General features: G+C 41.2%; 8 protein-coding genes and 1 rRNA gene. 1 reads left to right on the forward strand and 8 read right to left on the reverse strand.

The window, feature by feature from the left end:
* Position 1: 1 nt before the first annotated feature.
* The 8 genes from bglX to BLR53_RS15645 all read right to left on the reverse strand — a co-directional run bounded on the left by bglX (position 2) and on the right by BLR53_RS15645 (position 13950).
* Positions 2-2296, reverse strand: a complete 2295-nt coding sequence (bglX, locus tag BLR53_RS15610; protein ID WP_074591015.1) for a beta-glucosidase BglX — start codon at positions 2294-2296, stop codon at positions 2-4.
* Between the two features lie 24 nt (positions 2297-2320).
* Positions 2321-3571: a glucoamylase family protein gene (locus tag BLR53_RS15615; RefSeq protein ID WP_244889547.1), complete on the reverse strand. Its 1251-nt coding sequence runs from the start codon at positions 3569-3571 to the stop codon at positions 2321-2323.
* A 169-nt stretch (positions 3572-3740) separates the two neighbouring features.
* Positions 3741-5231 carry a RagB/SusD family nutrient uptake outer membrane protein gene (locus tag BLR53_RS15620; protein WP_074591017.1) on the reverse strand — a complete coding sequence of 497 codons (1491 nt, stop codon included), beginning with the start codon at positions 5229-5231 and terminating at the stop codon, positions 3741-3743.
* A gap of 38 nt (positions 5232-5269) precedes the next feature.
* Positions 5270-8281 (reverse strand): SusC/RagA family TonB-linked outer membrane protein, encoded by a 3012-nt coding sequence (locus BLR53_RS15625; RefSeq protein WP_074591020.1) that lies wholly within the window; start codon positions 8279-8281, stop codon positions 5270-5272.
* Between the two features lie 245 nt (positions 8282-8526).
* Positions 8527-11430, reverse strand: a complete 2904-nt coding sequence (locus tag BLR53_RS15630) for a ligand-binding sensor domain-containing protein (RefSeq protein ID WP_037437905.1) — start codon at positions 11428-11430, stop codon at positions 8527-8529.
* A 181-nt stretch (positions 11431-11611) separates the two neighbouring features.
* Positions 11612-12550 (reverse strand): oxygen-dependent tRNA uridine(34) hydroxylase TrhO, encoded by a 939-nt coding sequence (gene trhO, locus BLR53_RS15635; RefSeq protein ID WP_037437903.1) that lies wholly within the window; start codon positions 12548-12550, stop codon positions 11612-11614.
* A gap of 61 nt (positions 12551-12611) precedes the next feature.
* A complete protein-coding gene (locus BLR53_RS15640; RefSeq protein WP_244889548.1) occupies positions 12612-13667 on the reverse strand; it encodes a COX15/CtaA family protein in 1056 nt (351 codons plus the stop codon).
* The gene (locus tag BLR53_RS15645) at positions 13630-13950 is read right to left on the reverse strand and encodes a 6-pyruvoyl trahydropterin synthase family protein (protein ID WP_037437900.1); all 321 of its coding nucleotides are present in this window, start codon (positions 13948-13950) and stop codon (positions 13630-13632) included. The genes BLR53_RS15640 and BLR53_RS15645 overlap by 38 nt, the downstream gene beginning before the upstream one ends.
* Before the next feature lie 1158 nt (positions 13951-15108).
* On the opposite strand from BLR53_RS15645, the gene BLR53_RS15650 reads away from it, so the two are divergent.
* Positions 15109-15253: ribosomal RNA gene (locus BLR53_RS15650) — 16S ribosomal RNA — on the forward strand; the annotation flags it as partial.

The raw sequence follows: 15253 nt of genomic DNA on the forward strand, positions 1-15253 counted from the left end.
ATTAGTTTGACAATTTAAATGTTGCCTGACTGACATCACGGCTATTTGAGCCAATAAACACATTGAAGTCTCCTGGCTCAGCAACGTGCTTAAGCTCAGAATTATAGAATCGGAGCATTTCTTCGTCGATTTTGAAAATTACCTTTTTAGATTCACCTTTTTTGAGGAATATTTTCTGGAAACCTTTAAGTTCTTTAACCGGTCGGGTAACTGAGCCGTAAATATCTTGAATGTAAAGCTGGACAACTTCATGTCCGTCATATTTACCTGTATTTTTGACTTCCACTGCAGCTTCCAGATTTCTACCTTTCTGCAAATCGGTACGATTCAGTTTAACAGGTGAAATACTGTAAGTTGTATAGCTTAAACCGTATCCGAAAGGGTAAAGCGGATCGTTTGAGCTGTCTATATAGCGGGATACAAATTTTTCATTCGATACGCCGTTGTATGGACGACCAGTACTTTTATGGTTATAATAGAGCGGAATCTGTCCCATATTTCTTGGGAAGGTTGCTGTTAATTTTCCGGCAGGATTATAATTACCCATTAATACGTCTGCAATTGCATTCCCAGCTTCAGTTCCGGCAAACCACGTTTCCAGGATGGCTGGTATATTTTCATCTTCCCAGGTAAGTGTTAAAGGACGGCTGTTCATTAATACAAGAACGATAGGTTTACCGGTTTCCTTTAATGCTTTCAGTAATTTCTGCTGATTCGGTAAAAGGTCCAAATTCGTGCGGCTTGTAGCTTCTCCACCCATAATTGCGCTTTCTCCTAATACTACTACAGCAATTTCTGCTTCTTTTGCAGCCTTCACTGCATCTAAAATCAATTCATCCGGGGATTTTGAATCTGCATGGATTTCTGCACCATTTGCATTGATCTGTTTTAAAATATGAGGATCATCAACCAGGTTAGCACCTTTAGCATAAACGATTTTAAGGTCTGGCGCCATATTTTTTAGGCCAGTCATTACACTGACGGCTTTTTTCCAGTCGCCGGCAGCACTCCAGTTACCGATCATATCACGTTGGTTATCTGCCAACGGACCGATCAAAGCAATTTTAGCGTTTTTGCGCAGTGGGAGAAGTTGATTCTCATTTTTTAATAAGACCATTGAAGCAGCGGCAATTTTTCTTGCATCATTTCTGTTTGCTGCAGAAAGAATTTCAGTTTCCGCTCTTTTCTCGTCCACATATTTAAACGGATCGGCAAAAAGACCCATTCTGTATTTCATTTCAAGGATTCGGCGGCAGGCCAGGTCAATTACGTCAATACCAATCTTCTTTTCATCCAAAGATTTTTTTAGAGTTTTCAGAAATCCCTCACTGACCATATCCATATCTGTTCCTGCTGACACAGATCTTGCGCTTACAGTTTGCAGGTCACCTAATCCATGTGCTACCAGCTCACTCACACCGGTATAGTCACTGACAACAAAACCTTTAAAACCCCATTGGTTTCTGAGCAGGTCTGTCAATAGCCAGTGGTTAGCAGTTGCCGGAACACCGTTAATGTCATTAAAGGATACCATCACCGTTTCTGCACCAGCATCAATAGCTGCTTTATATGGAGGAAGATATTCATTGTACATTCTAATCGGACTCATGTCAGTAGTATTATAGTCTCTTCCCGCCTCCGCTGCACCATATAACGCAAAGTGTTTCACACAGGCAAGGATAGCATCTCTATTGGCCAGACTGTTAGTTTGATATCCCTTAACCATAGCCGCACCGATCAGTCCGCCCAGGTAAGGATCTTCACCAGAACCTTCTGACATTCTGCCCCATCTTGGATCCCGGCTAATGTCAACCATCGGCGAGAAAGTCCAGTTTAGTCCGTCTGCACTTGCTTCACGTGCAGCGATCCGGGCACTTTTTTCGATCAGGTCCATATCCCATGACGTGCTTAGCGCTAAAGGGATAGGGAAAATAGTTTTATGTCCGTGAACAATGTCATATCCGAATAACAATGGAATTTTTAACCTGGAATTGGTTACAGCACGTTGCTGCAGTTTTCTAACCGCCTGGGGAGTGAAAGTATTGAATACACCCCCAACGAGTCCCTGGTCAATTTTTTCATCGACACCTTCACTTAGTATTGGTCCGGTCACATCAAATCCGACAGCAGGTAAATTTAACTGTCCGATCTTTTCCTCGATAGTCATTCTAGACATGAGTTCATTGACAAAAGCGTCCATTTTAGGGTCTTTCGAAACAGCGGCTTTCTGCTGTCCGATCGCACTCCCGCCTGTTAGCAAAGCTGTCAGCAATAAAAGGGAATTAATTCGTTTCATTTGTGTATGTATTATATTGATATATTATTTGGCTATGGCCGGGCTTTCGATACCCAGTCTTTGCAATCCGGTTTTCACATCCGGGCTGCTCATAAATAATTTCCAGAGCAGGCCGCTGCGGTAGTTTTCAATCATGCATATAATCGGTCCCTGGTCAATAGCCAGATGCGATTTTGCATACCAGTCATGTTCTTCGCTGAACCCATCTGCGAAACCATATTCGGTCCAGATCTTCGGACCCAGATCAAAATAGAAATGCTTCAGTGCCTGCATACTATATTCCGGTGTATATGGAAAAGCCGATAAGGCTGCGGTTGGCGTAATCACACCCAGATCCTCTGTTGGAGAATGGGCAGCATAACCCTGCCAGCTATCGCCTGCAGTTAAACCCCAGCTATTTTCATTATATCCTTTATATTTTTTTGGATTTTCAATGCAATAAGCCCTGTTAATCAGGGTGTGATTTTTATTCTGTTCAAAATAATCTCCGTACTGGTCTTTTAAACCACGTGGGTCAAGACCGGTAAAAGAGTATTGCGAAAAGAAAAGCGGACCACCGTAATCAAAACCAAAAGGAAGTGTAATGCCCTGGAATTTTTTACCATTGAAAAAGGTATTGTTATTTGCCCACCCATCGTCGTATACACGTTTAGTGATCGGAAATTTCGGAGAAGATGCAGCAAGCACATAAGTGATAAAACACTCATTCCAGCCTTTAATCTGATGGTTCATGCTCCATCCGTTGTTCGGACTCCAGTGCCAGTACAATACATTCTGCTGTTGCGTAAACCAGCTCCATTCAATACCCTCCCACATCCACAGGATTTTGTTCCTGATATCTCTCTCCACTGCATTGTCTCCATCATAATATTGCTTAGCGGTCAGTAAACCCTGGAAAAGGAGTGATGTCTCTACAATATCAGCTCCATCATCTTTAGGACTGAAACGGATTACTTTTCCGGTTTCACCATTTAACCAATGCGGGAAAGCACCATGAAACATATCTGCTTTATATAAGAAATCGACAATTTTCTTAGTTCTTGCTGCAGCCTGCTCACGGGTTATGAACTTTCGCTCCGAAGCAACAATGATAGACATCACGCCGAATCCTGTACCACCAGTGGTTACCACTTCGTTACCGTATTCAAAAGCGACATTGCTCCGCTCACGTGCCATTCCACTTACCGGATGGCCAAAGTCCCAGAAATACCGGAAGGTTTGTTTTTGAACCAGATCCAATAACTGATCGTCAGTCAGGTCTTTTTGAATTTTCATCTGCGGTTTGATGGCATCTGCAGAATTTTTTTGTGCACAGGCTGTCAGGGTAAGGCAGGATAAACTAAAAAATAACAGCCCGGATAATAAGTAAGTATTGAATTTGATCATTTTATGATATGAATAAGGCTGGTAGTTTCTCACTACCAGCCTTTAAGATTAAAAAATATTAATATCCAGGATTTTGAGTAAGCAAACCGCCGCTTCTTTCAATCTCCTGATCAGGCACAGGCCAGATTTCGTTCTTGCCGGCTTTCCAACCTTTAGGACCGAATACTTCAGTACCTCTTCCCTGACGGATTACATCAAAGTAACGGTCACTTTCCAGTGCAAGTTCCACTTGTCTTTCTTTGTAAATTGCAGTTTTTAATGCTGTTTTATCTGTTGTAGTTACATCAGGTAAAATACCAGTTTGAGTGCCTCTGGCTCTTGCGCGTACTTTATTAAGAGAACTTAAAGCCAGGGAAGTATTACCCATTTCATTTGCGGCCTCTGCATTGATCAGCAGAATATCTGCAAAACGAAGGACTTTGACATTTTGCTGCGCTCCTTCATTAAAACCAGATACCCACATCGAAAATGGAACATATGATTTCTGGTTGTATCTTGGGTTTGGTGTAGTTGTTGGAATCTTGTCACCCTGTGGAGTAGTTTCACCTCTGTAGAGAATAGTTGCATCTCTTCTCGGATCTCCGGTTTCAAAAGCTGTATTCAAAGCATCAGATGGTACGTTGAAGCCCCATCCACCACCACCACCCACGACGCCTGGTACGCCTTGTACCTGGCTGTATTGTGAGTTAGAAGCATCTTTATTACCCGGAAGTAATTCACACTGTACTTCAAATAAAGATTCTGAGTTATTTTTGTTTTGCGTACGGAAACCTTTTTCGAAATCAGGGAACAGGCTATAGCCCATAGTCATCACCTGGTTAGTTAGGGATAACGCATCTGCCCATTTCTGCTGATACATCGCAACTTTTGCATGCAGGCCTATGGCAGCACCTTTGGTTGCACGCCCGATATCGTTTGTGCCGTAAGCTTGTGGTAATACCGAGGCTGCTTCGTCCAGGTCTTTTTCAATCTGTGCATAAACTTCTTCTTTAGTCGCTCTTGGAATATTATACTCAGTTTGGTCTTTTGGAACAGTCAGTCTAAGGGGCACACCACCGAAAGCTCTGACTAATCTAAAGTAAGAGTATGCCCGGATAAATTTAGCTTCTGCCAGATAACGGGCTTTCAGGCTTTCATCCATTGTAATTGCCGGAATATTATCCAGTACCTGGTTAGTCAGGTTAATATTCTGATATTGTCCTGTCCAGAAACCTAAGAAAGAGCCCTCTGTAGAAGTTACGGTGAAAGTATCATAAAGATTAAAGAACGTTGCATCAGTTGCCGTACTGCCTTTATCTGCTTCGTCGGAAGGTATACTTTCGATTGCCAGGGCAGGGAACGCTGTGTTATTCCACGTTCTTAAATTGGCATACATTCCATTGACAGCTTTAGTAGCATCTTCCTGGGATTTCCAGAATTGTTCCGATTCCTGCTGACCCTGAGGGTCAATGTCAAGAAAACTTTTCTTGCAGGAAGTAGTGAGTAGAACTGTTGATAATAAACCAACAGCGCACCACCTTTGAATACTTGTGTTAAAATATGTTTTCATCTGTATAAGATTTGTCTTGATCAAAAATTGCTGTGGAATTAAAAAGTAAGGTTTACACCTAGATTGTAAGTCGCAAAAAGTGGATATACGTTGATATCTACACCTGCATTGGTTGGCGTACCTCCAACTTCCGGGCTGAAACCTTTGTAACCAAAGAAGTTCACTGCATTTTGTGCATTTGCGAATACACGAAGTTTTTTAATTTTCCATTTAGACGTCATCATCTCCGGTAATGTATAACCTAACTGAATATTTCTCAATCTTACATAAGCACCGCTTTCTACCCAGAATGAGTTCGCCAGATAGTTTCTGCCACCGCTCATATTTGCAGAAGGGTAGGAGTTAGAAGTACCCGGACCATGCCATCTGTTATCGAAGAAATCTTTAGTGTAGTTTTCGTTACCGAATCTTGCTGCCAGGTTTCCGTTATAAACATCTACACCTGCAACACCCTGAATATCCAAAGTCAGATCGAAATTTTTATAAGCAAAATTGGTATTCACACCGTATGAATATTTAGGATTTGGATTTCCAAGATACTGGCGGTCGTTACCGTCAATTGTGCCGTCTCCATTGTTGTCGGCATAAATAAAGTCTCCCGGTTTTGCGTCAGGTTGTGCAGAAGCTGTAACTTCCTGGGCAGTTTGGAAAATACCGGTAACCTGGTATCCGTAGAACATACCGATTGCTTGTCCGGCAACGGTTCTTGTAGGTAAAACACCACTGGTTAAACCTGCGCCACCTTTATCAATTGGATTGGCTCCTGAAGTTACATTCAATACTTTATTATTGTTTATACCCACATTCGCACTGATCGAATATGTTAGTCCATTCGAAGTCTTATCTGACCAGGATGCTACAAACTCGTAACCGCGGTTACGGAAATCTGCCTGATTCCCAATCAGTGTACTGTTTTCCGTACCCAATGATCCCAGGATTGGAATATCAAAGATTGCCTGCTGTGTTGTTCTGTTATAATAGTCAACCTCCACATTTAATCTGTTGCTTAAAAAGCCCATTTCTAAACCGATATCGGTTCCGGCACTTCTTTCCCAGAAAATTACTGGTGGAACCAAAGTTCTGATACCCGCACCTGTATTTGGCTGTCCGTTAAAGAAAGCGATTAAACCTGCACTTTGATCTACTGTTTGTGTACTTGGGTTAATCGGAACACCTGCGTTACCTACTTTACCCCAGCTACCTCTCAATTTTAAGTTTGAGAACACTTCCTGATCTTTCATGAATTCTTCATTACTCACTACCCAGCCTGCGCCGATTGAAGGGAAATAACCCCAAAGATCACTTCCACCAAAAAACTGAGAAGCAGCATCAGCTCTTAATGAAGCATTTAACAGGTATTTGTTTTTGAAACCGTAATTTACACGACCAAAATATGAAGTTGCTGTATTAACAGATCCTTTATCCGTAATCTGACGGGAACTTGCATCGGCAAGGCTCAGGTACAAATCGCCGTCTTTATTGTATGGCACATTTTGCCCTGAAGCATTAATTGTATAAGATCTGTAGCGCTGAGCGGTTTGACCAGCGAGAACAGTTAAGCTGTGATCTCCGAATTTATTATCGTAAGTTAAAGTATTCTCCAGAATCCAGTTCCTGTTTTCAATCCGGTCAATAGCTAAAATACTATTGTTGGATACCTGGCCTACTGTAGCATTGTACTTTGGCGTATATGATCTTACTTCTTCCTGGCTAAAGTCTCCACCGGCACTGGTTTTGAAAGTAAAGTGTTTAGCGAATTTTAATTCGGCATAAACATTACCAGTTGCTTTATAGAATTTGTTAGTCTGGTTAAAGAAATCCATAGTTGCCTGTGGATTTAAATTACTTCCATTTCCTAATTTATAGATGGCGGGATCACCGTAAGATCCATCAGGATTAAATACCGGGATTATTGGCGCAGCAGAATATAATGCGCGGAAGATATTAGATGGTGCATCGCTTGCTGTACTGGAAACACCCGTCACATTATATCCAATTTTCAATCCTTTGAAAATCTGAAAATCATTGGATAAACGAGCAGTATATCTTTTATAGTTGTTTTTCTCTACAATTCCGTCCTGATTCAGATAACCCAGTGAAAAGTTATAGCTGGATTTTTCAGAAGCACCATTAATAGAGATCTGGTGGTTGGTTACCATTGCAGTACGCAGAACCTGATCGTACCAGTTTGTACCTTTACCAAAGTTAGGATTTTTCAGAAGCAATGAGTCAGCAGCTATCATTGTAGCCTCATTAACTGCTGTGGCATATTCCTGACCATTGGTCATTTTTACGCCGTTGGTTACGCGCTGTATGCCGATTGACCCGTTGTAGTTAATAGTAGGATCGCCGTTTTTACCACGGACAGTTGTAACCAGTACTACACCATTCGCAGCCCGTATACCATAAATTGATTGGCTGGATGCGTCTTTTAATACACTGATGCTGGCAATATCTGCCGGATTTAAAAAGTTAATATCATCATACCATACACCGTCAACTACATATAATACATTCGTATTACCGTAGATCGTACCCGTACCACGTATTGTGATTTTAGGAGACTTACCCGGAGCACCTACGTTAGTTACAGATACACCTGCAACTTTTCCCTGTAACGCACTCACCGGGTTGGTTGACGCTTGTTTGGAAATGTCTTCACCTTTAATGGTAGCAACAGATCCGGTAACATCAACTTTTCTTTGTGTCCCATAACCCACTACGACAACCTGCTCTAGTTGTTGTGAGGATGAAGCCAGAGAAACATTGATTGCTGTACGGTTATTCACAGGGATCTCCTGTGTGGTGTAGCCTATATAGGTGAAGACCAATGTGGCATTACCTGGTGCGCTAATGGAATAATTTCCGTTAACATCTGTTTGTATTCCTGTAGTGGAACCTTTAATCATTACGCTTACAGCCGGCAGGGTTGTTTGATCCTGGCCATCTGAAACCTTACCCTTAACCGTGATGTTCTGGGCAAAGGCAGCGTTAATAAAGAGTAAACTGAGAAAAGTGAAAACAGAAATTTTTGTAAAAATTCTTTTCATACTCGTGATATAATTGGTGTTTTTAATTGTGGATTAAATCTCTGTTAGTTTTTAAGCATAAACAAAGAATTGGGTTCTACATTATTACATCAGGCAGGCTTTGTGTATTAAATACAATAAGGCTTTTATGGACGTAAAACGGTCATTAAATAAGTTTAAGGCCCTATATATAGTGAACATATAAAATGCATCTGTGAAGAAGCAGAGAGGTGTGTGAAAGTCGTTTGTGTAGTAATGATGTAGTACTAAAGCTCCATGAAAAACTCTGCAAGGTTCTTGTCGTGTGGTATATTAAGCTTTTTACGCAGCCTGTACCTCCGAATCTCAACTCCCCGCAATGAAATGTTGAGCAGTGATGACATCTCTTTGCTGCTCATATTCATGTGCAGATATGCACATAGTTTGAGATCATTTGGAACAAGGTCGGGATGACTTGCTTTTAGTTTTTTGAAGAAAGAACCGTGAGCCTCATTAAAGCTGGTCTCAAAAAGATTCCAGTCTCTCTCGTCATTCATCCCTTCATCAATTACTTTCTGAATTTTACGAAACTGATCATCTGAAGTTTTTGGAACTTTCTCATTTCTGAGTTTCTCAATTTCGGTACCGAGCTTTTGCAGCAGTTCATTTTTATAGACAAGGCTCATGGCCGAACTGGCTAGTTCCCGATTCTTACTTTCGAGCTCAGCCTGCAATTTTTCTGTTCTGATTTTTATAATTTCCCGCTCTGTCGCCTCTGCCTCCGCCTGCAGGAATTCATCCTTCTCAAGTTCTAGTTTAACCCGCATCTTTTTACGGTCTTCCAGCAATTTAGCTTCATATTGTTTTTTCGCCATAAAAAGCAAGGCAACCATTAAGAGAAAATAAAGAGCAAGTGCCCAATTGCTCGCATAAAACGGTGGAAGAACTGTGAATTCAAGTACACTAACCTGACTGATCTGTTGATCGTTTATTTTTGCTCTGACCAGAAACCGGTATTTACCCTTGGTGAGATTGGTAAAGTCTTTTTGTGTGGCACTGTTCCAGTCTGACCATTGTGAAGAGTAGCCTTCCAGATAGTACTGGAAACTGATCTTTGCCTGCCTGTAATAGGGAAGGGCGTAAGAGATCCGGATATTGTTCCTATTATAAGGTATTTCTAATGTAGAGCCGCTGTTTCCATATTCGCTGATAATCCTGTAAACGTCAGAAGCATCTTCGACGTGCCGGATCAGTACCTTAGGTAATTGGCTTTTCTCATTTTGCCGGTTTCCGGTAGCGGCATCGTAAATAACGAATCCGTCGTCGACACTAACCAGGTAAACATCACTGCTGATCTGACTAATATTCTCATAGTATTGAACCATTCTCCCATCCAATAGGCTAAAACGGTTGGAATCGATCTGAAGCTTGCCCGGGATGGTAAAATCAACCATCGCCATACGCCCGTCTTTCACCATCCAGTATTTCTGAGGTGTAGCCGGAATAATTTTATGGCTTGACGCAAATGAGCCCATGTTATTATTTAATTCCTGATAAGGGCTGAAACGGTCACTGATTTCATCATATCTTCGAAATCCAGACGCAGAGGCAAAAACCATTCTGTTGTCCAGATTGAAGACATTAATGTTAAATTCGCTAGGCAACCCATCTTTCTGACTATATTCCCTTTTCTTAATTACCTTCTTGTAATCTGGACTGAGGGTAAGTTTATAAAGCCCGCGATAGGCGTTACTCACCCAGATATTACCTTTCAAATCCTGCTCTACATAACGTGACGGTTCGGCGAAGCCGGCAATATGGCTGTAATATTTCCATTGACCAGCCGGATCCTGTTTAAATAAGACTAATCCGGTATATGTGCCCTGTATCAGATACCCTGGGTCACTTTTTAGTTTCTTAATTGTCCAGCCACCACTTGCGCCGGAAATTTTTTCCAGCTGATTGCCTCTGATTGTGAAGGTACCCTCATTGTGACCGCAGATCAATTGTCCGTCAATCAGACTCAGATCCCATACCTGGCCCTGAGATCCAGGTATAAGTTTGAAGTCAAACGCGTTAAAACTACCCGTGTTATTTGACTTCCATGGACTGTAGAAAAGGCCTTGATTGGTGCCGAGGTAAATATTATTCTGATAAATGATGCTGGAGTATACGGTTCCGAACTGACCCGCTTTGTCCAGATAAAAATATAGGGGTGAATTGAGTTCGACCCGGTCAATACCGTTATCCAGTCCGGTCCACAGATTTTTATCGTTGTCACTAAATAAACTTAAAACAGTGTTATTCTGTAGACCGCCCGATTTATTAATGCGCTGTACAATCTTTCCCTGATCATCCAGAATGATGAGTCCGTTCAGAATAGTTCCAAAAGCATAATAGCTGCCATCGAAGAGAATTCCATTATTCAATTGAAAAGTTCTTAAAAAGCTGTTTGCCTCGGTTTGAAAAGGAACATAACTTTGGCCGTCGTATAGAAACAAACCTTCTTTACTCGTCCCGATTAGCAATTTCCCATCCTTATAAGGCAGGATGCTGAGCATATTATCCGGACTTTTAGGATTCGAATGGGGGAGTGCAGTCAATTGATTTCCTTTTAATTCGTACAATCCTTTTTTTAAGACTTCAATCAGGAATCTGTTTCCTGCTTTCTGCAGAAAGAGAAATGATCCGGGAGCTTTAATTATAGTTATTTTTCCTTTGGAGTAGCTATAAATCGTGCTGAATGACTGAAAGAGGACGCGTTCTCCGTCTACATAGATTTTCCATATTTCGTCAGTAAAAGGATGTCCTTTAGGAATAAGACTGGTTAGTGACGAATAAGTTAGCTTTTTGTTTTTGACAGACCAGTAGCCGAATTCTCCAAATGCACCAGTATAAATTCTGCCTTTTTCGTCAGCGGCGACAGACCTGACGATTTGTTTATCCGGCATTGCATACTGATTCCAGTATTTACCATCGTAGGTAAGCAGACCCTGGGTATTTCCGAAATATAAGATGCCCTGTTTGTCCTTAGCTACCGACCAGTTCTGATTACCGGACTGGTATAAGGATTTTGGGAAATTCTGGACATAAGGTATTCCCGTACTCTTAATTGGATCAGCTTTTGTTTCTATGCCATTTAAGCATAAGCCGAAAAAGAATAAGAGTGTAAATATCAGGCGAATGATCATGGGATGCTGCGCTGTTAATTGGTAGAATTGCGCAAATTAGGGAATTTATGCGAAAATTGAACACGAAGGAAGCAGTCCTGGATTTCATTCGTGTTTTTGAGTTTTTGAAATAAATGCTATTTATTCCAATCAAATTAAAGATTCAACTATTTTAATCTAGTTGAATCTTTAGAATTATATTTTATTTGACAGACTCGTGAACAGGTTGAGGAACTTTCACGTAATATCCGGTCCCGTCATACGGTCTGCGTCTTGGGTGGCTGACACAGGCTGCCGAACAGCATCCCTGTAATTCTTCCCCACAATTATCACATTGTGTAATGTGCTCATTGCATTCAGGATTAGCGCAATTAATCATTTTGGCAGTTGTGGTACCACAGTTGTAGCAGGTTGAGATTACGGTCGGGTTTACAGAATTCACTTCTACAGCTATTCTGTTGTCAAAAACATAACATTTACCTTCAAAATCTTCACCGCCGGCTTCTTTACCGTATTTGATAATTCCTCCATGTAACTGGTAAACGTCATTAAAACCATGGTGCAGCAATAGCGCAGATGCTTTTTCACATTTAATACCGCCAGTGCAGTAAGTGAGTACTTTTTTATCTTTGTACTGCTCCAGTTCGGCTATCTTTTCCGGAAAATCTCTGAAATTTTCGATGTCTAAGGTTACCGCATTTTTGAACTTACCCAGGCTATGTTCGTAATTTGACCGGACATCAAGGATAATTACATCTTCCTGGTCTATCATCGATCTGAATTCTGCTGGTTCCAGATGCTTTCCTGTTTTCTCATTCGGATTAATAATACTGGTATCCCTTAATCCCGAATGTACAATCTCTGATTTATAGCGGCAATGCATTTTAATGAAGGAAGGTTCCTCAACATCGTCTATTTTAAATTCAGTTTTCGCAAAACGTTCATCGGCATGAATAGCTTCCATGTAAGCAGCGCAAGCTTCCGGAGTTCCGGATACTGTTCCGTTGAGTCCTTCGTCAGCGACTATTATACGACCCGTAAGACCCAGGCTTTTACAGAATAAAAGATGATTTGCGGCAAATTGTTCTGCCTCTGCTATCGGACTGTAGCAGTAATAAAGTATGGTCTGGAATTTTTTCATAAGATTAATACCGCTGCAAACGGCGTTTAATTCTGCAAATTTAAGAATTAAAAATTTAACGTTAATTGTTTTTTTGATTGAGATAACAGATCAGCAGGACATTACTTACCAGTAGTAAAGCTACCAGCTGATGCAGCAGTGCGAAATTTCTGACAAATGGTTCAAAGCTGTAAATTACGCTGCAGATTCCCAGAGCTAATTGAACTAATGTCAGCAAAAGTGGCAGTTTGGTAGTTACGAAAGAAAATTGTTGCGGTCGCTGTTTACCCGTCCGATAATAAAGTATAATAGTAAATGCTAATATTAAATAGGCTAAAAGACGGTGTATAAACTGTACGACGAGCAGGTAACGCCAATGTGGGTCGGCCCCTGTTTCATAAAGAGCAGTTGGGAGTAGGGATCCGTTCATATCCGGCCAGGTCGGCGCAGATAGTGCGGCTTTGGAACCAGCCATTAATGCACCGAAAAATAACTGAAGAATTATTACAATGAGCAGTAGAAAAGGAGTTTGTTTGCTGTGTAAGGGGGGGAGAATTAAATAATTTGGAATGCTGATCCAGAAGGCAACCCATAAAGTATAGGCGAATAATACGACTGCCGCCAGGAAGTGTATTGCCAGCCGGAGATCGCTAACTGTTATATCGGTATCATTCAGTCCGCTTTTTACCATTATCCAGCCCATAAACCCCTGTAGTGTACCTAGCACGAAAAGAACGATCAGGTGCAGGTGGAGTTTTTTCGGGATCTCATTTTTGAGAGAAAACAAAAGATATGGAATAATGAAAAGCAGTCCAAGCATTCTTGCCCAGTTCCTGTGCAACCATTCCCAGAAGTAAATTGCTTTATAATCTTCCAGATTAAAATGTGTGTTCACGATTTTATACTGTGCGATTTGCTTGTACTGATGAAAACTATGTTCCCATTCTGCTGCATTCAGTGGCGGAATCGCTCCCAGAAGAGGTTTCCATTCAGTAATAGAAAGGCCTGATCCCGTTAGTCTGGTAATACCACCCAATAAAATTTGGATCAGTATCCCCGCTGCTCCGCAATAAAGCCATATAGCTAACCTGCGGTCGACTTTATCCTTCATAAATGACCCCTGAATCTGGTGTTTCATTTAATTCCAGGCGGAATAATCCCGGAAGTTCTGGTTGCAGGTTTCTCCAGAACCATAAACAAATGTTTTCTGCGGTGGGATTCTCCAGCCCGTCCAATTGATTGATGACCTGATGATCTAGTTTTTTAACCCAGGGGCCGACAAGCTCTTTAATTGCAGTGTAATCTATAACCCAGCCGGTATGGGTTCCGGTTTGTCCATGCATCCCTCCGCATGGATGTCCCGCAGGAACATTGGGCAGGTAATGAGCAGAATCGAAGCGAAACAGTTTATAAATAATCATGTAATTAATTTGCCGCAAATTCGGGGGTAATGAAAAATCCTGAAATGATGCAGATCACATTGATCACAGGATCAGTATCATCTTTTCAAAGCCAGCCCCATTTATCGGGCTGGCTTTTTGTTTAAGACCAGGTTGTGTTAAAATAACCCGGAATTGCCATCTGAAGTTGTTTTTGGGTCTTGCAATCCTGGGTTATTCATGTTTTGTTCTTGTCATGGTTGATACTTCTGTTAGTGTTGTTCGACTAAACCATGGCTTGGCCCAATTAAACCCCATGTTTGACCCATGGTTGACCCGAGTGAGGTTATCTTTATTCGGGAAAACATTATTTGGAGCTTTTGGCTGTTAAAGAAGATTAAACTTAAACTGCTTGCACAATCTTCCTACCTATATATATAGTATAGTCGCAGCTTCGAATTTTAAATTCTTGGTTGATGATGGGTTTCCGGCTCTGTTTCCGATACCGCAATTATAAATACGTCTTAAGCTTAAATCGGGCAGATTTCAGCCGTTTTTTTGGGGTGGCCACATGTTGTAAATTATACACGATAATTTTATAGCTGAACAACAGTGTTTTAGCGGGATTATACAAATAAGTCAGTGATATTGTTTGGCGGTAGTAATAATTTTCCTACTTTTGCAACCCGCTTCGGAGGAAGGGAAATGTGAGAAGGTAAGAGAAAAAGAGAAGGAATTGAAAGGATGTAAAGGAAGGTTTTAGAAGGCCGGCTTAGGGAGATCGAAAGATCGCCTGTTTGCTATTTAAAGGGAGGAAACTTCAGAGAAAATAAAAAATAAAAAGCTTGCTAAATTAAAAAAGATTTCTACCTTTGCAGTCCCAACAAAAACGGGAAAATGTACGACGGATGTCGCCACATTGATTAACAAGATTGAAACGAGGAAAAACTTCAAAACAGCGTCGGAACATTAAGACCGGCAAAACAGAGAAGAAAAGAATCGCAACAGATATAGGCAGCCGTGAGGTGATGCCGAGAAGTTCATTAAAGAGATGTCATTTATAAAGAAACAGGGTAAACAGGTACAGCTTCAAAGTACATGAAATACTTACCTGGATTTCGAGTCAAGTCTGACAGACAAATAAGAATACAGACTATTATTAATACAAGTTAAGAATGGTCAGTTTCAAACCAACATTTTACAATGGAGAGTTTGATCCTGGCTCAGGATGAACGCTAGCGGCAGGCCTAATACATGCAAGTCGAACGATATTATCCAGCTTGCTGGATAAGAAAGTGGCGCACGGGTGCGTAACGCGTATGCAACCTACCTTAATCAGGGGGAT

Source organism: Pedobacter antarcticus (genome assembly GCF_900103515.1).
In the GTDB taxonomy this organism is placed as follows: domain Bacteria; phylum Bacteroidota; class Bacteroidia; order Sphingobacteriales; family Sphingobacteriaceae; genus Pedobacter; species Pedobacter antarcticus.

Bases quoted from the DNA above. Each gene is read 5' to 3' on its own strand.
- BLR53_RS15630 (WP_037437905.1), bottom strand. From the start codon at position 11,430: ATGATCATTCGCCTGATATTTACACTCTTATTCTTTTTCGGCTTATGC.
- BLR53_RS15620 (WP_074591017.1), bottom strand. From the start codon at position 5,231: ATGAAAACATATTTTAACACAAGTATTCAAAGGTGGTGCGCTGTTGGT.
- trhO (WP_037437903.1), bottom strand. From the start codon at position 12,550: ATGAAAAAATTCCAGACCATACTTTATTACTGCTACAGTCCGATAGCA.
- BLR53_RS15615 (WP_244889547.1), bottom strand. From the start codon at position 3,571: ATGAAAATTCAAAAAGACCTGACTGACGATCAGTTATTGGATCTGGTT.
- BLR53_RS15625 (WP_074591020.1), bottom strand. From the start codon at position 8,281: ATGAAAAGAATTTTTACAAAAATTTCTGTTTTCACTTTTCTCAGTTTA.
- bglX (WP_074591015.1), bottom strand. From the start codon at position 2,296: ATGAAACGAATTAATTCCCTTTTATTGCTGACAGCTTTGCTAACAGGC.
- BLR53_RS15645 (WP_037437900.1), bottom strand. From the start codon at position 13,950: ATGATTATTTATAAACTGTTTCGCTTCGATTCTGCTCATTACCTGCCC.
- BLR53_RS15640 (WP_244889548.1), bottom strand. From the start codon at position 13,667: ATGAAACACCAGATTCAGGGGTCATTTATGAAGGATAAAGTCGACCGC.